Origin of the sequence: Sorangium sp. So ce145, assembly GCF_051525985.1 — a bacterium.
GTDB classification, from domain to species: Bacteria; Myxococcota_A; Polyangia; order Polyangiales; family Polyangiaceae; genus Sorangium; species Sorangium cellulosum_B.
In genome coordinates this window covers 10,024,176-10,046,030 of the sequence record NZ_CP150315.1, presented here as the reverse complement: position 1 = coordinate 10,046,030, position 21,855 = coordinate 10,024,176, and the positions used below count along the sequence as shown (strand labels likewise).

Here is a 21,855-nt window from a genome sequence, read left to right as displayed (position 1 = left end):
GCCCCGTCTAAAAGCGGACGCGAAACCCGCCGCGCCAGGCGTCGCGCACGTCGCCTCGCACGGAGAACACCGTGGCCGCCTGGGGCTTCCGGAAGCAGGGGTGCCAGACGCCCGAGCTCCGCTCGGGCGTGAGCTGGATACCCTCGATCTCGATGGGCTGGCGTCGCAAGGCGGCCTCGTCGAGCCTGAGCCGGGAGCAGGCGCTCGTCCTGCCGCCGAGGATGTCGTCGAGGACCACGAGCTCCCGGGCGGACAGCTCCACCGTCCGGCGATGCCGGGGGGCCCCGGGGAGCGCTCGATACCCGTCGTGTTCAGCTTCCACGGCGACGTGCGCCGGGGCGCGCTCGAGCCTGCGCACCCCGGCGCGCGCCCGGCGGCCGACGCGGAAGGCGCTCCACACCTCGCTCGAATCCACGTCGCCGAGCTCCACCGTGTTGTGGGCGCGCGTGGAGCGGGTGGTCTGCCGGTCGCCGTCGGCCTTGTAGCTGGAGACCCCGTAGTCGACGACAGCGCGCTCTCCGTGGAGCCATAGCTCGAAGGTGAGCGCGTCCGCGTGCACGTGCCCGGGCTGATAGGGGGCTCCATCCATCCCCGCGTCGAGCGCGAGCCAGGCCCGGTCGCCGAACCGCAGGATCACCCAGCCGGTGGACGCGAGGTGGTCGAGCGACGGCGTGTCGTCCGGCGGCGCGCCCGGCGTGCCGGGGGCTGCCCGCCCGCCACCGGAGGCCCTGCCCGGCGTGAAGAGGCCGAGGTCCTCGCCGAGGGCGAGGACGTGGTCGAGCTCCGGCGCGGCGTCGAGCGACGCATCGTTGAAGAGCGGGTACGAGCCGTCCGGCGCGCGCACGGCGGCGGCCCACTCGAGCGCCCTCTCCGCCGTGGTCCTCCAGCGCTCGGGCACCTCGCGGCCGGCCGCCTGCGCGAGCTCGATGGCCTCGAGCAGCCCGGCCGTCAGCGCGAGGTGGTACGACGCGGAGAGCTCGAAATGGCCGCCGTCCGCGAGGAACTGCTCCGGCAGCTGCCACGCCAGGATCGCGGAGCCGAGCCGCCACCACGCCTCGGCCTCGGGCCCGCGGGCCACCGCGCCGCCGCACACGAGCCCGATCGCGTTCTCCAGGAGGTGATTGGCGAGCAGGTGAAGCTCGAGGCCGAGCGCGATGGCCCGACACGCGCGCGCCAGCTCGGCAGAGAGCCCGGGGCGGCCGAGGCGCGCCGCCGCCGCGAGCCGGCGGGCGCGCACCGACGCGGGAAACGGGTGGGACGCGATCGGGTCGTCCCACGCGCTCGGGGCGGGGAGGGTCGGCTCGGCCCCGAGCTCATAGCCGTAGGCGCGCTCGTAGGCGTGCAGGAGCGACCCTTCGGGAATGGCGGCCAGCCGCGCGCGCCCGCGCTCCTTCTCCGCGTCGGCGAAGGCCGCGAACCGCGGGCTCGGCGGGGCAAAGCCCGGCCGGAGGCGAGGCGCCAGCGCCGCGCTCGGCCCCCCGCCGAGCGCGCGGTGGCCGAGGGCGATCGGGCGGGCGAGGACCTGCAGCGGATGGAGCTGGACGAGGGTGCGGGCGATCCGCGGGAGGTTCATCGCTTGCTCCTGCTCTGGCCTTCACGAGAGCGCGCGCGGCAGAGCACGCGCTCCAGCACATCGACATACTCGCGCGCGAGCATGTCGCGCTCGAACGAGCGCATCACGTAGGCCCGCCCTGCCGGCCCCATGCGCCTTCGCCGCTCGGGATCGGAGGCGAGCTCGACGATCGCCCGGGTCATGGCCGGCACGTCTTCCGGGGGAGCGAAGACGCCGGCGCTCGCCTCCTCGACGATGGACCGCGCTTCGCCGTCGACCGAGATCACGATGGGCCGCTCCATGGCGAGGATCTCGAAGATCTTGGACGGGATGACCGTCTGAAAGAGCTCGGTCTTGCGCAGGGGAACGAGGCAGATGTCGGCGGTCGCGTACACCTCGGTGACCGCATCGCGCGGGAGGGCGCCGAGGAACGTCACGTTGGAGAGCCCGAGCTCCCGGGCGCGCGCCTCCAGGCTGGCTCGCTCCGCCCCCTCGCCGACGAACAGGAAACGAACGTCGTCGCGCGCGCGCAGGCCGCTCGCCACGTCGAGCACGGCGGAGAGGCCGTGCGCCATGCCGTGCGTCCCGACGTACGCCACGACGGTGCGGTCGCCGAAGCCGAGCTTCTCGCGGAGCGGCGTGTCGCGCGAGGCGGGGGTGAAGCGCCCGAGGTCCACGCCGTTCCTGATGACGTCGATCTTGTCGGCGGGGACGCCTCGCTGGATGAGCCGCTCCCGGAAGCTCTGCGTGACGACCACGATCCCGTCGGCCGCCTCGTAGAGGTGCTCCTCGACGCGCGTGAGCCCGCGCACGACCGCGTGCCCGGCCGACAGCGCGCCTACGGCCACGATCGACTCGGGCCAGAGGTCGCGCACCTCGAACACGAACGGCAGCCCGCGGAGCCTCGAGAGCCCGTAGCCGGCCACGGCCGCGAGGAACTGGGGGCTCGTCGCGATGAGGACGTCGGCCTGCGGTAAACCGAGCTGCGCGAGCGAGAGCGCGGACAGGGCGAAGGACCCATACGCGAGCGAGCGGCGCACCTTGCCCCGGTTGGCGGCGGCGTAGATCCAGGTGCGGAGGACCCGGACCCCGTGGAAGTCCTCTTCCACGCGGAGCCGACCTCGATAGGCAGCCGGGATCACCCCTGTCGGGTGGTTCGGCATGCCCGTCAGGACCGTGACCTCGTGTCCGGCACGCCGCCAGGCCCGGGCGAGCTCGGAGACACGCGCGGCAGGGGCCCCGGGCTCGGGGGGAAAGTAGGGAGAGACGTAGAGGATGCGCATGAGGGCTTCAGGGAGGTCCGTGCGTGGGAAGCGAGCTTCGCTGCCGATGAGAGAGGGGCTTCAGCAGCTCAGGATGAGCTCCTTGATCTCGGTTCCGCCATGGATGCTGTCGATGTGCCCGAAGCCGCCCTCCGTTCGCGCGAACAGCGAGGCCTTCTCGGCGTCGCGGTTGTCGATCACAAGGAGCAGCCCGTCAGGCGCGAGCGCGCGCCAGAAATTGCGCGCGGCTCGGCGGATCTGATCGTCGGAGAAATAGGCGCGGTTCAGGATATTCGCTGCCTTGACGACCGTCGGCGCGGGGCCGTCCCACGGCTGGAAGATGTCGTGGGGCCTGAGGCGCACGCGCGCGTCACGGCGCGCGATCTCGCGGAGCCGCGGCTGGACGAGCGACACCTCCGGATAGGCCGGGTCGAACGGCGGGATGGCGCCGCGCCACCCGGGGAGCACCCAGCGCGGCCAGCGGCGCGAGCCCGCCGCTGCGGGATAGAACAGCAAGCGCGGGGTGGCGGCGAGGACGCAGGCGCCGTCCGCATCGTAGAAGAACGCGCGCCCGCGGTCGTCTGCGCGCACCCGGAGCGAGAGCGCCCTGTCCGTCACGTAGTACGCCTCGAAGGCGTCGCCGAGCGCGGTGATCAGATCGAGCGCCGTGCTCCCGTCGGAGGCACCGACATCGAGGACGACCGGGCTCTTCTGGCGGAGCGCTCCCACGAGGAGAGCGTCGCTCTGCCGGTGCCTGCCCGGCCGCGTCGTCTTGTAGGTGCCGCCCAGCAAGAGGACGGAGATCCGCTCCGAGAACACCTCGGGCGACGTGATCTCCTCGGGCCGGAGAAGGGCCCGAGGGTCCGGGAAGCAGACCCTGCGAGGCAGCATGCGCGCCGGCCAGCCTGAACGGTTCAAACGAAAGGGAAATCTCATGACGATAAGGACCTGGCTTCTCCGCTCTTCATGTTCCGACGCCGCGCGCCGCGCGGTCCATCCTGCGGCTTGCGGGCGCGCGGTCCCGCGTTGTGCTCGCGCCGGCCAACCCCGGTCGGCGCGGCTACCGGCCCAGCGCCGACGAGGGCCCGAGGCGCGGATCGCGCAGGCGCCGCCCGGATCTCCGGCGTGTCGGGCCGAGCGCCGCCAGCCCGCGCCGCAGGTGCGCGACCACCGAGGTGAGCACGACCGTCGCGAGCAGCGCGATCCCCAGCGACACCGCGATCTTGAGCAGCGCGGTCAGCTCGCCGCGAAACTGGTTGTACGCGAACGAGGCGAGGTTCACCGCCGCGGCGCGGGCGAGCAGGGGCGAGCCGCGCGCGCCGGCCACGAGGAGCGGCATCATGAAGAAGAGCGCGCTGAAGACCGCGATCTCGATGGCCGTGCCGACGAGCCCGAAGTTCAGGTACCCTTCGGCGGCGGCGCCCATCGCGAAGCCGGCGCCGCGGCGCGCAAGGTCGGGGGCCGTCCACATGGCATATCGCTGCGCGAGGCCGAGCGGTCGCTCGCTCCAGAGCGGCTTGGGCACCAGGATGAGGACCGCGTTCACCCAGCTCTCGCCTGGGTAGCTGATGATGGGCGGCTGCTCGTTCACGACGCTGACGAGGTTGGCGTAGACGCGCTGGAGCTCTCCGATCTCCAGCGGGTTCTCTATCCGATCGAGGTACGCGCTGGCCGACGATATCTGCGCGTCGAGCCCGCTGCCCTGCTCGGCGCGGGCGCCTTCCACGACGATGCCGTAGAAGAGGACGCCCACCATTCCGATGGCCAGCCATACGCGTCGGATCTGGATGCCGAAGGCGTGCGCAGCGAGGGCGACGGAGAGGACCGTCCAGACGAGGGGGCCCCGCCGGCCCATGATCGTGTTGAGCAGGAAGCTCACGAAGAAGCAGAACCCCGCGAGCGAGACCACCCTCGGCACGGCCAGCCCCGCCTTGCGGAGCGATACGACCCGGAGAAAGAGGTAAACGACGGCCACCCCGATGAGATGCCAGCCGCCGGTGAGCAGCCCTTTGCCATCCGCCTCGAGGTGATTGGAGGCGTAGTTCATCGAGAAGAACCGCCCCACGCCGATCGTGGCGATCCACGTGGCCACGAGCCCCAGGCCCACCATGCCGACGAGGATCGTGGCCCAGTCCTGGTCCAGCGTCGCCTTGGGCCTGTGCGCCGGGACAAGGCGCTGCAGGTCGGGTGTTTCCTGGCGGCGGCTCAGCGCGGTGCAGGCGAGGGCGCACCCGACCGCGCCGGCATAGGCCACCCGCATGGCTGCCGTCTCATGGCTCGACAGGGAGAACTCGCGGGAGATGAGGAGGCGCAGGATAGGTGAGTAGGCGACGCTGAGGAAATAGGCGGCTGGTATGTAGGTCTCCGGATCCAGCGGATGGAACCGGGGGCCGCTGGCGCGGGCGAGCGACGGGGCGGCCAGCAAGATCAAGAGGCCGATCGTCCATCCGCGGCCGTCGCCGAGCGCTCCCTCGAGGATCGGGCCGAGGGCCGCCAGCGTCCCGACGAGGAGCGTCGCGGTGACCCGGCCGAGGGGCGTCTTCGTCCGCCGCGCGGGCGCCGCGCCTGCGGCGCGCGCAGCGCCGCGCGCGCGGGGGAGTCTCAGCGAGGGCAACGGCGGCGCTCCTCAGTTGGGCAACGGGGGTGGAGAGGGGGGCGGGGAGGGGGGTGCAGGAGCGTCCGTCGGGGCCGGGGGCGCCGGCTCGGAGGGCGCGTGGTAATAGCCGTCCTTCCTGTCGCCATAGTAGTGGTACACCCCGTACTCTTGGCGCTTCAGATCGACGGCGTTCAGCACGACGCCCACGGTCTTGCCGCCGACGTCGAGCAGCGCGCGGATCCCATGGCGCGCGAAGTCGTGCCTCGTCGCGGAGGCGCGCACGACGAGCACCGTGCCGTCGACCAGCGTCGACAGCACGGCGCCGTCGGTGACCGCCACGATGGGGGGGCTGTCGATGATGACCCGGTCGAAGCGGCGCTGGAGCTTCTGGAGCAGCGCCTGGAAGCGCTCGCTGTGCAACAGCTCCGCCGGGTTCGGCGGGATCGGGCCTGCCGGGATGACGTAGAGGTTCTCGACCTCGGTCTTGAGCGCGCTCTCGTCGTCCACCACGGAGTCGTCGAGCAGCGCGCTGGTGACGCCGAGCTCCGGGCTCTTGCCGAAGATCTGGTGGATGCGCGGCTTGCGGAGGTCGCAATCGATGAGGACGACCTTCTGTCCGGCCTGCGCCATGGCGACCGCGATGCAGCAGCACACGGTCGTCTTGCCCTCGCTGGGGCCCGCGCTGGCGATGAGGAGCGTCTTGTAAGGCCGGTCGGGCGACATGAAGAGCAGGTTGGTCCGGATCGCGCGCGCCGCCTCGGCGATCCCGCTCGTCGGCTGGTCGTGCACGACGAGCTCGCGCCGGCCCAGCTGCGGCGCGGCCTTGCCGCGGTGGCGCGCCCTGCGGCGCTGGGCTTCCTTCTGGTCCCGCTTGTCGAACTCCGGGAGGAGCCCGAGGAAGGGCAGCCCGAGCTCCCGCTCGACCTCATCCGGCGTCCGCAGCGTGCGATCGAGCATCGCCCGCGCCAGCGCAGCGCCGATCCCGAGGAGCAGCCCGGCGAGGATGCCTATTCCGATGTTGACGCCGACGCGCGGCCGCAGCGCGGTGAGCGGGAAGTTCGGTCGATCGAGGACGTGGATGTTGTTCACCCGCAGCATTCGCTGGAGATCGCTCTCCTTCGTGCGCTCCAGGACGAGCTGGTACAGCTTCTCTGTGTTGTCCTTCGTCCTGCGGAGTCGATCGTACTCGATCTTGAGGGAGTTCAGCTCGAACGCCTGCTTCTTCGCGTCCTCGAGCAGCCCCACGAGGCCCCCCTCCTGGCGCTTCACGATGGCGAGATCGCGGTTGACGGCGCCCTGAACATTCTTGATCTCGGCGATCAGCGCGCTCCTGTTGGCGGCGACCCGCTCGGTCGCGGCGCGGACGTCGGGGTGGTTCTCGCCCTTGCCGGAGCCGATGAGCGCGTCGCGCTCACGGACGCACTCCTCCTGGCGCGCGCGCAGCATCTGGAGGACCGGGCTCTGGATGAGCTCGGAGGCGGGGAGGTCGAGCGGGTTGTTCGGATCGAGCTTCGACAGCTCGTGGCTCCGGGCCGCGAACTCTTCACGTTTCGTGCGCACGGACGTGAGAGCGTCGTTGATCTGCTTCATCTCCTCGCGCAGCAGGTTCGTCTTGTCCTCGAAATCGACGTCGAGGATGTTCTTGCTGAGCTTGTATTCGTGGAGCGACGTCTCGCTCGTCTCGAGATCGTACTTCAGCTTGTCGAGCTGCGCCCGGAGCCAATCGACCGCTGAGTTCGTCGAGGCGAGCGCGTCATCGAGATTCTGCTCGATGTAGATGTCCATCAACGTGGTGAGGATGCGCTGAGCCCGCTCGCGATCCGCGTCGTTGTAGCGGATCACCGCGAGGCGGCTGTCCTTCACCGGCTCGACGACGAGCCGCTCGCGCAGGATCTCCGCGGCCTCCTCCGGGGTCACGGACATCGGCCCGGGCGAGGCCGCGTCCTTCGGGAGGTCCTTCAGAAAATAGGCATCGTTCTGCAGGTTGAGCTGGGCGACGACCGCCAGCGCCACGCGGATGGACCGGATGACCTTGTACTGGGTTTCATAGTACTCGCGGTTGTTCCAGTACGAGCCGGCGCCCATGTCGACCACGGTGTCGACCCCGCGGCCGAGGGGCCGAGGAGGGTTCGGATCGAACTGCACCGTCGCCGCGGATTGATAGATCTTCTTCTGCCCGAGCGTATAAAACGTGACGCTGAGGGCGACAAGGAGCAGGGTGGTCAGCGCGATGGCCCAGTGCTTGCTGACCGTTCGCCAGGTGACGACGAGGTCGAACGCGCGCTCGCCTGAGGTGTCGTCGCGGAGAGCGGTCGTGGAGGGGGCTCTGGATTCGTCGGCCATAAGTCATGCGCTCGAAGCGCCTTCGTGGAGGGTAGAGGTCCGCGCGGAGGGGTAAGGTGCCCGCGGCGTCTCCAAAATTCAAGCCGGGGTTCTCACTAGGGGGACGATGTGGTATAATGTGCGCATCGTGAAAATGCGCGGCCTCGTGGCGGCCTGGCGTCGGGGAGGCGAGGTGCGGCACATTCTCGCGCGGTGCGACGCTCGCGCCGATGGAGTACACTTCGGCCGCGCGTCTGGAAGCGAAAAACGCGCTCGGGCAGTCAGAATGGAACGATCGTCCTTCATGGCGCGCGGCGCGGTCGCGAGCGCGGTTTGCTCTGCGCTCCTCCTCGATGGAGCCTCGGCCTTCGCCGACTGGCCATCTGCCCGTCACGACGCGCAGCGCACGGGCGCCACGTCGTCCACGAGCAATATCGTGAAGCCGGCGCCCTACTGGCGGGCGTACCTCGGCGGTGTCCTCGGGACAGGCCGGGTGCTCGCAGGGGATACGAACCAGGACGGCGATATCGACCTGCTCTTTGTGTCCGGCGGCCGCGTCGTCCTCTCCGATCCGCTGGGATTCGTCCGCTGGAGCACCCCATCGCTGGGATTGCAGACGCTGCACTCCGTCGACGATCTCGACGGAGACGGGCGGCTCGAGATCGTCGCGCTGAGCGGCGCGGGCGCGGCGGTCATCGATGGATCGAGCGGAGCCATCCTGTGGCGCGAGGACGCCTCGGAGCTCGGGACGCTCGGGGCCGCGCGCCTCGCCGATTTCAATGGCGACGGTCATCTCGATCTCTTCCTGGACGAGTGTGGCTGTTGCACCGTGCGCACGGACAGCCCGGGTGTCATCTACAGCTTCGCGAGGGGGTTCGGCGCTGTCGAGCGGTTGCCTCCTCCTCCGCGGCGCGTGCATTGCAACGCGACGATCGACACGGTGGGCGACTGGAACGGAGACGGCGCGGACGATCTCCTCGTGTCCTCCTATGACCAGCTATTCCTCGTCTCGGGATCGGGGGACGTCTTCGCGGAGTCGGCCAGCATCGGCGTCCATCTCGGCGCGGCCGTCTGCGAGGCGGTGACCATGGGCGATCGGGCGAGCCCCGGTCAGCACGCGCTCTGCTTCCAGAATCGGGTCCGCGGCAACCAGGGCGCGCGCGAGGTCACCCTGCTCGCGTACAGGCCGGACGAGAGCCCGTCGCTCGCCGTGGTCTGGCGAAAGACCCTCAGCCCCAATGACGGCGGCGACGCCCGCGCCCCGACGCGCCTCGCGTGGGATCTCGACGGCGACGGCGCGCTCGAGGTGCTGGCGAGTGGCAAGGTGGGCGAAACCTGGACGTCTTTCGTGCTCGATGCCGCCACGGGCGCCGTGCTCGCCACCATTCCCGACGCGATAGCGCAGGGCGCGGTCCAGGGAGACGCGGGCTCCGAGCAATGGATCGTGACGTCGCGCGAAGAGCGTGTGTCGGCGTACCGGTTCAGCCGCGCCGCCGGAGGCTCGCTGGAGCGGCTCTGGTCGCTGGACGGCGAGCGGGTGCGCACGCGGGTCGACTGGGCGAGATCCCGCAGGACGAACCTCGCCTTCTCGCTGGTGACTCCGGATCTCACGGGCGACGGACGCGGCGAGCTCGTGCTCGAGTCGACGTCGGAGCCCGTGGCGCTCACCGCGGTGGATATGCAGGGGGGCGGGACGACGGTCGCGGCCGTCTACTCCGTCGAGCCCGGAAGCGGCATCGCGGCGCTCGAGCTGCCCGTCGCGAGCGCTCCGTCGTGGCCGCGGCTGGTGGTCTCCCGGGCCGATGGGTTCCTCACGCTGCTCGACGCGTCGTTCGAGCCCTTGAACCTCGTGCGGGAGGGGCGCGACGTCCTGCCCGGGATGCGCGTCGGCGGCTTCTACACAGGCCCGGGCGCCTTCGTCAATTTCGGCCGCGCCCCGCTCGCCGCGAGGTTCTCTCCGGAGGACGCCGCCGCCAGCGTCGTGGTCGTCGACAGCCGGGGCGACCTCGTCCGGGTCGCGTCCGACGGCGCGAGCAATGTGGCGCCGGCCAAGGCCGCCTGGCGCGTGAGGGACGCGTTCGGCGCGTCCATCGCCCCCGCCGAGGGGAGCTCGCCCGCGACGCTCGCGTGCTTCAGGCGGCTGCACCCGCTCACCGACCCGGTGAAGTACGCCGTCGCGACGCTCGACGCGAACGGCAGGCAAACGAGCGAAACTCCGCTCGAGAAGCCCCCCGCGTGGGACGTGCTGCACGGGGATCTCGACGGAGACGGCGCGCGCGAGCTCGTGGCGGTCACGGTGGATCCGAGCCTGCGCACCGAGGTCGTCGCGATCGATGGGGGCGGCGGAGAGCGGTGGAAGCACCGTATCGACGCCTCCGCCGGCACACAGGCCGTCGCGATCGCCGACTGGAACGGAGACGGCGCGGAGGACGTGGCGGTCGCGATCAACAGGGCCAAGGTGCTCTCGGGTCGGAACGGCAGCCCCCTCGGCGAGAACCCGGAGACGCTGCTCTATTTCATGCCCATCCTCGCCGATGTGTCGGGAGATCATCGGCTCGAGATGACCCTGCAGGGGGGGTATGCCCCCGCGCGGGCGCTGCCGCACGACCTGAGCGCCGCGCTGTGGAGGGGCGTGGAGGACATCCGTCCCTACCCGCACGGCGCGATCGCCAGCTGTGACGGCAAGACCGTCCTCGTCGAGGGGTCGTTCATGAATCCGGCGCGGCTGACGTTCTCCGTGCTGGACGCCGCCAGCGGGGGGCAATCGAGCTTCATCGTCCTCGCGGGCGACGGCGCGTTCGACGCGGAGGGCGCCGCAGCACAGGCGGGCGCCCCGATGGGCCAGCTCGGCGATGTGGCGATCTCGCGGAACCTGACCGGGCGCGCGTCCGCCGGTCCGACCGCCCTCGTCGGCTCCACGAACGGCTTTCTTTATGCGGTCGACGCGTGTTCGGCGCGCCTCGTGTGGTCTTATGCTTTCGGCAGCCCCGTCGGCTCACCGAGCCTCGCGGACACCGACGGTGACGGCCACGACGACATCCTCGTGAGCGTGGCAGATGGCTACCTCTACAACATGCGACACGAGATCCTGCCGGCACCCGAGTTCGTCTGGGATGTCGATCCGGGCAGCGGCGAGCAGGGCGAGGACATCGACGAGATCGAGACCAGGGACACGCTCCACATGAGGTGGTCGAAGGTCGAGGGCGCGACGTCGTATCAGGTGACGGTCGTGGGCGGGCAAGGCGATTACCTGAGCTCGCCCGCTTGGCAGGACGTGGGCGATGTCGTCGAAGCCTCGGTCGGCGGGCTGCCGCTCCTCGACGGGGCGAAGTACTACGTCGGCGTGCGCGCGGTCTCTGCCGCCGGGCTCTCGCCGGACCGGGGGTCGGACGGCGTGATCGTGAGGATGCCGCAGGGCGAAGGGGGAGGCGGCGGTGGAGCCGGAGGCGCTGGCGGCGGTGGAGCCGGAGGCGCCGGCGGCGGCGGAGCAGGAGGCGCCGGCGGCGGCGCAGGGGGGGGCGGCGACGGCGGGGCAGGGGGCATCGGCAGCGCGGGTTATGGCGGAGCCGGCGCGGCCGGATGGGACGACACGCTCCTGTACGGCCGTGGTTGCGTGTGCACCGAGGCGCCTGGGCAGCGTCCGGCCTCGTGGGCGGCCGGTCTCGGCGCTATCGCCCTGGCGCTCGTCGCCCTCGGCAGGGCCCGCGGGACGGCGAGCGCGCCGCCGAGCCGCCGCGCGATCAGGGCACCTCGCGGGCGCTGGCCGCGCGACGCGCGGCCGGCGCGCTAGAAGCTCACGCCCCCGCCGAGCGCCAGCGTGAGCGCGAACGCTGCGATCAGCAGGAGCATCGCGCCGAGCGTGTACCGCCGCACAGGCGCGTCGATCACGAAGGCGAGGCGCGCCACGCCGACGAGCACCGAGGGGCCGAACACACCGAAATGGCGGACCAGGGGCGCCGGCGCCAGCAGGAGCCATCCGGCCACGCACGCGCTGCTCAGCACGCTGCCCGCCGCGAGCACGCGGCGCGAACCCGGGCCGGAGAAGTAAATGCACATGGCGTCCGTGACGAGCGGGGCCACCGCAGAGACCAGCATCGTCATCGTCATGGCGTCGCGCGCGGCGCCCGAGTGCGGCAGGCCGGGGATCCGGACCGTGAAGATCACATAGATGGCCGCGCCGAGGAGCGACAGCAGGGCGGCCGGAGGCAGCCAGGCGCGCACGGCGCGCGCCTGCCAGGTCGCCTCGTCTCCCGACCTGCTCGCGCCCGCGACCGCGCGCGCGGCGAACGCCTGCGACGCCTGGGAGAGCACCGCGGCGAACGACCAGTAGAGCACCTGCTGCCCCACGCGATGGTCGCCGATGAGCTTCAGGTTGGCGCTGAGCGAGATCGGGTAAACGATGACGGTCGCGAAGTTCGCGATGGAGTACGGGACCGCGCGCCGGACGACGAGCATCGCGTAACGCGCGGCGCGCCGGAGCCGGGTCGGGCGCAGGAGGAGCAGCGCGGGCGAGGCGCCGGCGATCCCGATCGCGACGGCGACGGCATCGGGGCGCCCCGCAAGCGCGGCCAGCATGGACGCGCCCGGGGAGAAAACGAGGAGCACCGCGAGCGCGTGCAGATACCGCCCCTGGAGCTGCCAGCTCGGCCAGATGCTCGGCGAGGCGGCGGCGAGCAGCGAGCACGCGCTGAAGAGGGCGGTGACCAAACCCGCCGTCCCGCCCAGCCCGGTGGTCAGCTCATGGGCGAGCGTGCAGCTGAAGGCGAACACGGCGACGAGCGCGAGGGCGCCGCCCACGAGCGCGCGGCCCCCCCTGGTCGCGAAGGCGCGCGCCCGGCGCGCGAGGGTCGGCGCGAGGCCGGCGGAGACCAGGGCGACGACGACCATCCCGCGCGACGTGTAGTTGGCGAGCGCGGCGAGCGCCGCGGGGTCGGCGGACAGCGCGAGCACCCACTGGGCCGCGAGCGAGACGGCGCGAGGCAGGATGACCGCGAAGGCGACCCCCGCGCCGCCGTGCATCCCAGCGCGCAGCAACGACGACAGCTTCACAGGGCGATTCGAAGGAGAGGGAGGAAGGCGAAGATGGCCACGATCGTGCGCAATCTACCTACGGGCTGAGCGAAGGCGCCAGCGCCTTCGCCTTCTCCTCGAGGACCCGCTTGCGCAGCGCAGGGTCCTGCCCCCCGCGCCGCTGCAGCAGGCGCTCCAGCGCCTTCGACGCCTCGATGTGCGCGCCCGCGCGGCTGGCGGCGTCGGCCAGCTTGAGGAGGCGCTCCTCGGTCGGCTCGTCCTGCGCTGCCCGCGCGTAGTAGGTCACGGCCGACGGATAATCTTCACGCGCCGCGAGCAGGTCGCCGGCCCAGGTCGACGTCGCCGCGCACGCCGCGAGCGTCGTGCACGACGCGGAGAGCAGCTCGCGGAGCGCGGGGAGGAGCTTCTCGGACGAGGCCATCTGCGCCGCCGCGACGACCCGCAGGCGAAGACAGCCGGCCCGGTTGTCCAGCCGCTCGCAGCTCCCCGAGAGCAGCTGCTCCGCCTCCGCGCTCTTCTTGCCCAGGAGGAGGAGCCGCGCCCTCAGCTGGACCGCGAAGAACGAGTCGTCGTCGAGGCCCTGCACCGCCGCCGCGTGCGCCTCGATCTCCCGCTCGCAGGCGGCCCTCCGCCCGTCGTCACCGCCGCAGCGGGCGGAGCCCGGGGCCTCCAGCATCGCGAGCAGCGCATCGCCGGCGGCCCAGTGCGCGCCGACCCGCGCGCGGTCGCGCGCGATCGCCTCCTCCGCGCAGCGCAGGCGCAGGTCGACCTCTTGCCGGCGGTCGCCCGCGGTGGCCATGCGCTCGAGCACCTCGACCCCGGCCTTGCCTTCCGGCACGGCCCGCAGCAGCTCCTCCCACGTGTGGGTCCACTGCCGGGCGAGCACCGCGGCCGTGTCGGTCACGCCGGGGTCGTCCTCCACGGCGAGCCGCAGGCTCAGGAGCGCCTGCTCCTTGGCGCCGCGGGACGCGAGCACCTCCGCGAGCAGGAGGTGGGCGCGCCCGTGGCGGCGTGAGCGCTCGAGCGTGCGCTGGAGCCATGGGATGGGGCTCTCGCCGCTGCCCCGGAGCGCGGCGACCGCGCCGAGCAGCGGGAAGTACGGCTCCGCGGGGTGGCGGAGGATCGCCGCGCGGAGCTCTTCGCGGAAGCGTGGCCAGCCGGCGCCGCTCGCCGCGCCGGCGTCGCTCTGCGCGCGCAGCGATCGGCGGTCGTGGTCGACGTCGCGCCAGCCGAAGCGCACCATCAGGGAGACGAGCGCGAGCGCGGAGGCCGCGGCGCAAGCCGCCGCCTGCCACGGCCGCCGCCGCTCCGGGCCGGGCGCCCCTGCCGGAGCCTCGTGCCGTGGCCGCTCGCCATGGGCCTCACCCCAGAGCGAGCCCAGGGTCGCCGCGAGAGCGATGCTGACGCCTGGCACCTCGAGCCCGAGATCGAACAGGTTCTGGAGGACGAGCACCGCGCAGCCGACCCAGGCGCCCAGCGCCGCCGTGCTCGCGCGCAAGGCGATCTTGCCCGGGCGAAACGCGACGCCGAGCGCGACGAGCGAGGCCGCCGCGACCGGAGCACCCCACTCCGCGGCCCACTGGATCACGACGTTCTCGGCGTGTGTGAACACGATGTTCCCCGGCGACTGTCGGTACGCGGGGAACACCGTCTCGAACGCGCCGCGCCCGATGCCGAGGAGCCAGTGATCCGCGAGCAGCGGGAGCGTCGAGCGAAAGAGCGACAGCTTGTCGAGGTTGTCGTCCGCCATCTCCGCGAGCGTGCGGTTCGTCGCGGCGAGCGCGGCCAGCAGCGCGCCGCCGCCGATGGCCACGCTCAACAGCCACGCCGCCGCGCCCCGGCCGCGGGGGCCGGAGCGGTGCCTGCCGCGCCGCCGCCGCGAGAGCAACGCGAAGAGGGCGAGGCCGAGCGGCAGCACGAGCAGCCCTCCGCGAGACGACGCGATGATGCCGACCCCGACGATCGTGGTGAGCCCGACGCCGGCGACCCAGGGCGGCAGGAGCGGCCTGCTCGTGAGCAGCAGCCCGACCCCCGAGAGGATGCCGAGGTTCAGGTAACCGGCGAGGTTGTTCGGGTTGAGCAGCGGCCCGACGTGCCATGACGCCACCGAGAACCGCGGTTGATACAGGCCGAAGACGGTCGTCGCGCCGAGCAGCCCGTGGGCGATCGTCGTGAGCGCGGCGAGGAACGCGCTGCCGAAGACCAGGGTGATCCCGAGCTTCGCGCCGCGCCGCGCACCGACGAACGCAGCCGTGATGAAGACGCCGGTATAGGTCAGCCATTTCACGGCCTCCACCAGCGTGGCGCCGGGATCGAGCGAGACGCTGGCGTACCGCGGCGCCGCTTCGCCGAGCGGCATCAGGGAGCGCGACCAGATGTCGGCGCTCGCCGGCGAGAGCCGCTCGAGCCACGCGAGCGGCAGCGGCGCGGCCTGCAGCAGCGTATACGCGGTCAAGCCGAGCAGCGTGAGCGCCGGCAGCGCCTTCACGGGAGACGGCTCGCCGGCGAGCGCGCTGGCGCGGAGCGAGAGCGCGGCGGCGATCGCCACGACCGCGGACACGAGGGCCAGCGTCGGTGTATGGACAGCGCCGATGGCGAGCACGGACCCGGCGACGATGGCCCCGAGCAGCCACGGGATCACGCGCTCGGCGAGCGGTGGTGCGGCGCCTCCTGGGCGGCTCCGCGCCGCGGCGCCCATCGAGCGCCGGAGCTCGGCGGGCGACCTCAGCTTCGGGCGTGTGGAGTCCGTCGTCACGGCCGGCCAGGGTAGTCGATCTGCGCCGCAGAGGGACGGGATCGCTCACGGCACCATCGAGTCGACCTGCGCATTCGCGGGATTGACCGAGAGCGTGTGAGATGACGAGCATCCATCCAGGAGCGCTGTCGCGCGCCGCGCGCCGTCGCGCATCAATGGGCCTTCCTTCGCGTTCAACGCCGAGCGGTTGATCACGAAGGGGTCGTCCAACGCGCTGATCGAGCTCGCACCCAACCGCGCCTCTGGCGAGCAGCGCGCCGATGACGACCTGCTCCGAGGAGGCGCTCGCGCAGCCTCGCCGCTCGTGTAGAGTGCGCCGCGTGCTCACGCTCTCGGCGCATCCTCTGCTCGAAGTCGCCGCCTTCGTCACGACGTTCCCCGCGCCGCTCGGCGAGCTGCAGGGGAGCGACGCGCTCCGCGGCCTCCTGTCCGACAAGGCCTCGGCCCCGTTCCGCTCGGACGACGCCGTGCGGTCGGCGGTCCGCGATCTGCTCCGGCACGGCGGCTACAAGCCGACAGGCCGGGGCAAGCCGGCCTCCGAGTACCTCATCCGCGCCGCCGAGGGGGGATCGCTCGCGCCCATCAACGCGGCCGTGGACGCGTGCAACGCGGTGTCGCTGCACACGGGCCTGCCCATCAGCGTGATCGATCTCGATCGCGCCCGCCCGCCGCTCCGCATCGAGGTCGCGCCCGCTGGCTCCCGCTACGTGTTCAACGCCTCGGGGCAGGAGATCGACCTCGAGGGGCTCCTCTGCGTCTTCGACGCGGACGGCCCGTGCGCGAACGCCGTGAAGGACGCGCAGCGGACGAAGACGCACGCGGGGACGACGCGCACGCTCTCGGTCCTCTGGGGCAGCCGCGCGCTTCCGGGCCGCGCGGCGGGAGCGGCCGCCTGGTACAAGGAGCTGCTCGCCGGCATCGGCGCGGCGACCTCGGACGCGCCGATCGCGGCCTGATCGCCCGGCGCGCGGGCCATCGCCTCCCACGCACGCGGGCGCGCCGCCGCTGCCGCGACGCGCCCTACGGCTGCGGCGCAGGGGGGTCGGGCAGCGTGATCACGCTCTCGTCCTTGTCGGTGAGCCACCGCCAGTTGTCGACGAGCCCGGTCGAATCGAGCTGGTGGTCTCCGGCGTCGTACGCGCCCCACCGGATCTTGATCTCCGTGTTCGGCTCCACGGGCGCCGAGGTGACCAGCCAGCTCGTCCCCGCGCGGCTCTCGAACCCCGTCCCGAGCAGCTCCCGGGTCCCGCGGGTGCACGCGTACACCCTCTCGTCGAGATCGCAGGGCGGGCCGCTCGGGCAGGCGCAGACGTCGATGAAGGAGCTGTTGACGCTCATCGCGTTCCGCTCGCTGTCGAACAGGATGTGGCCGTCGATGAGGTTGGCCGGCCGCGGCGAGAGGAACGCGACGAAGTAATCGTTGAAGCTGTCGCAAACGACTGGCCAGTCGAACGTGACGTAATTGACGTTGAACGCGAAGCCGCGGACGTTCGACGGGACCCGGAGGGTGATCTCGACGGCGGTCGGGTCGGACGGCTTCGCGAGCACCAGATCTTCACAGTTGCGAGGGGCCTTCGGAAAGCCCTCGGGGAAATCACCTTCGTACTTCTTGTCGAAGCCTTGCGGGCTCTCGAACCCCTCGTCGTCCGCCGTCCGCGCCGTGCCGCTCGAGAGGGCGAGCAGCCGCGTGCCCGCCCTCGGCGGGACGTTGGGCCCGAACTTGGGGAGGATGCCGTGCCCGAGGTGGAAGTTGGCGAGCAGCTCGGGTTGCTGCGGCGGCGGCGCGCCGTCGACCATGACCCAGGCGGCGGAGACCACGCCCCAGTCGTCGGGCCCGGACGACATCTTGCACAGCTCGACCGCCCTCGCGGCGTTGAGCGGATCCAGGTCGTCGAGCGGGATCCCGTCGTCGCACGGCTCGGGCACGTTGTCGGCGATGCCGTCGCAGTCGTCGTCCACGGGCTCCGGCGAGGCTCCCCCTTCTCCACCGACCGTCGGGAGCTCGAGCGCTCGCGGGTTGATCAGCGCGTTGCAATCGTCGCAGTCGCCGTCGAGCTCCGTGAAGCCGTCACCGTCGTCGTCGGCGTCCGGCGAGCCGCTGCAGCCCACGTCCCCCGCGCCCACCCCCGCGGACGTGGCGACGGTCGTCGCGTCGGCCGTCGTTTCGGCTGTCGTGGTCTGTATCCCGCCGGTGCTGGAGGCGCTCGCGGCGCCGCCCTCTCCGACATCGAGGCCGCCTACCGGTCCGATGTTCCCGGTGCAGGCCGTGCCCAGACACCCTGCCGCGGTGATGAAGCTCAAGAAATTCAACCAAGGTTTCATCGGTGCTCCTCGAGGTCGCATGGAACCAGGGAGGTTCGGTCGATCCGGCGATACGGGAGTCGTCGATGATTTTATCAGCAGAAGCGGCCGCAGCAGTCAGCCCATCCCGGCAAAGGCCAGTGCTTTTTTGTGAGGTGAGTGCCCACATCGTGGCACCCGCATCCGACCCAGGCGCCACGGCCACGAGCGTTCCAGGAGACCGGGGCGTGGCGACAAAACGCAGAGCGCCGGCGCTTCGACAGCGCCGGCGCTCTCGGCCCCTCGGAGGGGCCGTCCACGGTTCGCCCCGCTCCCGCGCAGCGGGCGGAGCGCTCTGAACGATCAGGCCTGGGCGCCCGTTTCCTTCTTGCCCTTGCGCTTCGGCTCCTTCTTGCTTCCGGAGCCGTTCTTGCTCCCGGCGCCGTTCGTGCTCGCGGGGACCGCGGCGAGCGTCGGGCGCAGCAGGTCCTCGGCCAGCTTGGCCGCGCGGTCCGTCTTCTCCCAGGTGAACTCGTCACGCCCGAAGTGGCCGTACGCGGCCGTCTTTCGGTAGATGGGCTTCAGCAGATCGAGCTGCTCGATGATCGCCTTCGGCCGCATGTCGAAGTTCTGCATGATGTACTTCTCGAGCACGTCCTCACCTACGCGGCCCGTGCCGAAGGTGTTCACGTGGACGCCGACCGGCTGGGCGACGCCGATGGCGTAGGCGATCTGCACCTCGCAGCGCGCCGCGAGCTTGGACGCGACGACGTTCTTCGCCACGTAGCGCGCGTAGTAGCAGGCGGAGCGGTCGACCTTCGTCGGGTCCTTGCCGCTGAAGGCGCCGCCGCCGTGCCGGCCCATGCCGCCGTAGGTGTCGACGATGATCTTGCGGCCGGTGAGGCCGGCGTCGCCGAAGGGACCGCCGACCACGAAGCGGCCGGTGGGGTTCACGTAGATCTTCGTGCTCTTATCCATCAGCTTGGCCGGGATGCACTTCTCGATGATCAGGCTCCGCACCGCGTCGACGATCGTCTTGTGCTTGACCTCGGGGCTGTGCTGCGTCGACACGACGACGGCGCTCACGCGCACGGGCGTCTGATCTTCGTACTCGATCGTGACCTGGGTCTTGCCGTCGGGGCGCAGCCAGTCGAGCTTCTTGGATTTGCGGAGATCGGCGAGCTTCCGGGCGAGGCGGTGGGCGTAGCTGATGGGGGAGGGCATCAGCTCCGACGTCTCGTCCGTCGCATAACCGAACATGAGCCCCTGGTCGCCGGCCCCCTGCTCCTTGAAGAGGCCCTCGCCCTCGGTGACGCCGCGGGAGATGTCGGGCGACTGCTTCTCGATCGCCGTGAGCACCGCGCACGTCTCGTAGTCGAAGCCCATCGCGGCGTCGGTGTAGCCGATGTCCTTGATGGTGTTGCGCACGACGACCGGCATGTCGACCCACGCCGAGGTGGTGATCTCGCCGGCCACGACGGCCATCCCCGTCTTCACCAGGGTCTCGCACGCGACGCGGGCCGTCGGATCCTTCTCGAGGATCCCGTCGAGAATGGCGTCGGAGATCTGGTCGCACACCTTGTCGGGGTGTCCTTCGGTGACGGACTCGGATGTGAACTGGTAACGGCGCATGAATCGCTCCTTCGGCGGACTCGAAATCGGACCTCTACGCATAGTTCGAGCGCGGGGCACCGTCAACGCGAGCCGCGGCCTTCCGCGGACAAAAGCGCCGGCCGGACGAGCTGCCTCCGGTGAAGGAGCTGCGCTGCCTGCGGGGAGCTCGCCGGCGGGATCGCCCGCGAGACCGGACGAGCGGGGGGCGTCGGGCCGTCGATCCGGCGCGCTCGCCCCGAGTGCGCCGCGCCGCCAGAGGTTATGATGCCGTGCATGACGTTCGACGAGATCAAGGCGTGCCTCGAGCGCGAGGGCTGGGCCGTGGAGGTCGTATCCAACGACACCATGCGCAGCGACTTCCAGGGGGCCGAGCGGCTCTTCCCGCTGTTCGTGCGGCTCTCGCCCCCCTTCGTCGTCTTCGCGGTGATCCCGTTCGTGCGGCTCCCGATGGAGCTCGAGGAGGGCGACGCGATCGTGCGGCGCCTGCTCCAGCTGAACCGCGAAATCAACATGGCCAAGCTCTCGGCCGACGAGGAGGGCGACGTGATTCTCAGCGTCGAGTACCGCCTCCAGGACCTCGATCCGAGCGAGGTGCGCGACGCCGTCGATGTGCTCTCCTTCTACGCGAACAAGCACTATGCCGAGCTCGTGGCGCTCGCCGCGCAATGAGCGGTCACCGGCCCCGCTTCAAGGCAGGATCTGCTCCTCTCTGGGCTTGAGCCCCTCGTGCGCCCTTAGCTCGGTGCGCACGACCCGGACGCGCCGCACGTCGCGCCCGCGGACGACCGTGAGCTCGACGGCGCTCCCGACGGCGCCGCGGAGCCGATCGCGCACCGCTGCCGACGAGAGATCCCGGACATACACGCCATCAATCATCATGATCTCGTCGCCCGGGATCAGCCCCGCTCGCTCGGCGGCGAGGCCCGGCGGCACGTCGCGCACGTAGAGCGCCAGCGACTCGTTATCTCGCCCAAGGACAGCCCCGATGGATCCCACGCTCGCGGTGCACCCTGCGGCCACGAGCAGGAGCGCCGCGCTCCAGGACCTGTTTGCCACCGCGGCACCATAGCGCCGGGGAGCCCCGGCGCGCCGCCATTCTCGCAGGGCGCCCCCCCGGAGCGCGCGGCGGGGCGCGGCCGCCGCGTCAGACCGGCTCCAGCGGACGCGCGCGCTCGTCGAATGTCGCAGCCCCGCAGGCGAGAGAATGTGATTTTACAGGAAGGGAGCGCCCGAGTGTGCCTGTCGCGCCCGCACGCGAGGTGCGAAGCCCGGTTCTCGGTGGGGCTTGAGGAGCGCAAACAACACTACGCGGCTGGTCGCTGGAGGCGCGGGATACACCCTGGAAAGCGCGGCGTGGCGCCGGGACGCGGGCTTGCAACGAACTGTCACGCCATGTCCATCGAGAGGTCGCAATCCAGTTGGTCCCCGGGGGCGGCTGCCCTAGAGTCCGGGCCGGGATCGCCGATGCCTGAACCGCGCGCTGCTGCCGAGAGCTCGACACCTGCCGCCCAGTCCGGCGGTGTGCCCGGCGGCTGGAAGATGCGGATGGAGGACCCGCTCAATCGCTACTATCGGTACCCGATCGCCCGCTGGATCGTGCGGGCGCTGATGAGGACGCCGGTCACGCCGAACCAGGTGACGCTGGTTCAGCCGCTCTTCGCCGCGCTGGCCGGTTACCTGGTGACGTTCGATGATCCGAGGCACCTCATCGCCGGGGCGCTCGTGTTCGAGCTCCGCTCCATCCTGGACTGCGTGGACGGCGCGCTGGCGCGGGCGAAGAGGATGGTGAGCCCCGCCGGGCACGCCATTGACGGCCTGGCCGACTGGCTGGGCGTCGTCTTTCTTTATACCGGCATCTTCTGGCACCTTCACCTTCACCCGCCGCCGGAGGGCCCGTGGAGCGCGACCGTGTCCACGAACGCGCTCCTGCTCATCGCGTTGCTCCAGGGGGCGCTGCGCTCTTTCTCCGCGGACTACTTCAAGCTCAAGTACTGCTCGATCTTCGAGACGGGCACCGACGAGACGGCGGACGTGCTGCGCCGGAAGATCCAGGCGCTCGGCCCCTCCTCCTCGTTCTTTGCCCATTTCGATGTCTTCATCGGGCGCATGGGGCACCTCGCGTTCGAGCACGAGTGGTTCGACCCGCGGCGGAGCCGGTCCTCGACCAGCGCGGATCAGGTAAAGCAGCTGATCCGGGAGGAGGCGTCGCCGCTCACGCGCCTCATCGGCGCGCTCTGGGCGATATCGAACGGCGACGCGTTCCTGTCGATGGTGGTGCTGACGCTCCTCGTGAACCAGCTCTGGCTGGGTCAGGTCTTCTTCGCGACGGGCGGGGTCGTCTGGATCGTCGCGGTCATCTGGCTGAACGGCTGGTTCCTCCGCGGCGCATCCCGCCGCGCGAAGCTGGCCGTCGCCTGAGCTCGGCGCCCTGCGCCGCCGAGCT

Annotated in this window: 14 protein-coding genes; 4 read left to right on the top strand and 10 right to left on the bottom strand. The window is 71.3% G+C overall.

Annotation, left to right across the window (positions count from 1 at the left end; all coding sequences use genetic code 11):
* Positions 1-7: 7 nt before the first annotated feature.
* The 5 genes from WMF34_RS37175 to WMF34_RS37155 all read right to left on the bottom strand — a co-directional run bounded on the left by WMF34_RS37175 (position 8) and on the right by WMF34_RS37155 (position 7,753).
* Positions 8-1,573, bottom strand: coding sequence for a heparinase II/III domain-containing protein (locus WMF34_RS37175; protein ID WP_437990779.1), 1,566 nt, complete (start codon positions 1,571-1,573; stop codon positions 8-10).
* A complete protein-coding gene (locus tag WMF34_RS37170; protein WP_012239929.1) occupies positions 1,570-2,835 on the bottom strand; it encodes a glycosyltransferase family 4 protein in 1,266 nt (421 codons plus the stop codon). The genes WMF34_RS37175 and WMF34_RS37170 overlap by 4 nt, the downstream gene beginning before the upstream one ends.
* Positions 2,836-2,895: 60 nt before the next feature.
* A complete protein-coding gene (locus WMF34_RS37165; protein WP_044966717.1) occupies positions 2,896-3,705 on the bottom strand; it encodes a hypothetical protein in 810 nt (269 codons plus the stop codon).
* A gap of 169 nt (positions 3,706-3,874) precedes the next feature.
* The gene (locus tag WMF34_RS37160; protein ID WP_437990778.1) at positions 3,875-5,428 is read right to left on the bottom strand and encodes a hypothetical protein; all 1,554 of its coding nucleotides are present in this window, start codon (positions 5,426-5,428) and stop codon (positions 3,875-3,877) included.
* Between the two features lie 12 nt (positions 5,429-5,440).
* A complete protein-coding gene (locus WMF34_RS37155; RefSeq protein WP_437990777.1) occupies positions 5,441-7,753 on the bottom strand; it encodes a GumC family protein in 2,313 nt (770 codons plus the stop codon).
* A 265-nt stretch (positions 7,754-8,018) separates the two neighbouring features.
* Between WMF34_RS37155 and WMF34_RS37150 the strand changes: the two genes are divergently transcribed.
* A complete protein-coding gene (locus WMF34_RS37150) occupies positions 8,019-11,522 on the top strand; it encodes an FG-GAP-like repeat-containing protein (protein WP_437990776.1) in 3,504 nt (1,167 codons plus the stop codon).
* Here the strand turns inward: WMF34_RS37150 and WMF34_RS37145 are convergent.
* Both WMF34_RS37145 and WMF34_RS37140 read right to left on the bottom strand, forming a co-directional pair.
* Positions 11,519-12,781, bottom strand: coding sequence for a hypothetical protein (locus WMF34_RS37145; protein ID WP_157907179.1), 1,263 nt, complete (start codon positions 12,779-12,781; stop codon positions 11,519-11,521). The genes WMF34_RS37150 and WMF34_RS37145 overlap by 4 nt on opposite strands.
* Positions 12,782-12,839: 58 nt before the next feature.
* A complete protein-coding gene (locus tag WMF34_RS37140; RefSeq protein WP_231864457.1) occupies positions 12,840-15,518 on the bottom strand; it encodes an O-antigen ligase family protein in 2,679 nt (892 codons plus the stop codon).
* A gap of 260 nt (positions 15,519-15,778) precedes the next feature.
* Here WMF34_RS37140 and WMF34_RS37135 point away from each other — a divergent pair, with 260 nt between their 5' ends.
* Positions 15,779-16,474, top strand: a complete 696-nt coding sequence (locus WMF34_RS37135; protein WP_012239922.1) for a phenylalanine--tRNA ligase beta subunit-related protein — start codon at positions 15,779-15,781, stop codon at positions 16,472-16,474.
* Between the two features lie 64 nt (positions 16,475-16,538).
* Here WMF34_RS37135 and WMF34_RS37130 read toward each other — a convergent pair whose 3' ends face one another.
* Both WMF34_RS37130 and metK read right to left on the bottom strand, forming a co-directional pair.
* Complete coding sequence (locus WMF34_RS37130) at positions 16,539-17,840, bottom strand: putative metal-binding motif-containing protein (RefSeq protein WP_012239921.1); 1,302 nt, start codon at positions 17,838-17,840, stop codon at positions 16,539-16,541.
* A 321-nt stretch (positions 17,841-18,161) separates the two neighbouring features.
* Entirely contained in the window at positions 18,162-19,430 is a 1,269-nt protein-coding gene (gene metK, locus WMF34_RS37125) for a methionine adenosyltransferase (protein ID WP_437990775.1), read from the bottom strand.
* A gap of 255 nt (positions 19,431-19,685) precedes the next feature.
* On the opposite strand from metK, the gene WMF34_RS37120 reads away from it, so the two are divergent.
* Positions 19,686-20,081, top strand: a complete 396-nt coding sequence (locus tag WMF34_RS37120; RefSeq protein WP_231864456.1) for a YbjN domain-containing protein — start codon at positions 19,686-19,688, stop codon at positions 20,079-20,081.
* Between the two features lie 18 nt (positions 20,082-20,099).
* On the opposite strand, the gene WMF34_RS37115 is transcribed toward WMF34_RS37120, so the two are convergent.
* Positions 20,100-20,468: a PDZ domain-containing protein gene (locus WMF34_RS37115; protein WP_231864455.1), complete on the bottom strand. Its 369-nt coding sequence runs from the start codon at positions 20,466-20,468 to the stop codon at positions 20,100-20,102.
* A 408-nt stretch (positions 20,469-20,876) separates the two neighbouring features.
* On the opposite strand from WMF34_RS37115, the gene WMF34_RS37110 reads away from it, so the two are divergent.
* On the top strand, positions 20,877-21,830 hold the full coding sequence (locus WMF34_RS37110) for a CDP-alcohol phosphatidyltransferase family protein (RefSeq protein WP_012239917.1): 954 nt from the start codon (positions 20,877-20,879) through the stop codon (positions 21,828-21,830).
* Positions 21,831-21,855 lie beyond the last annotated feature (25 nt).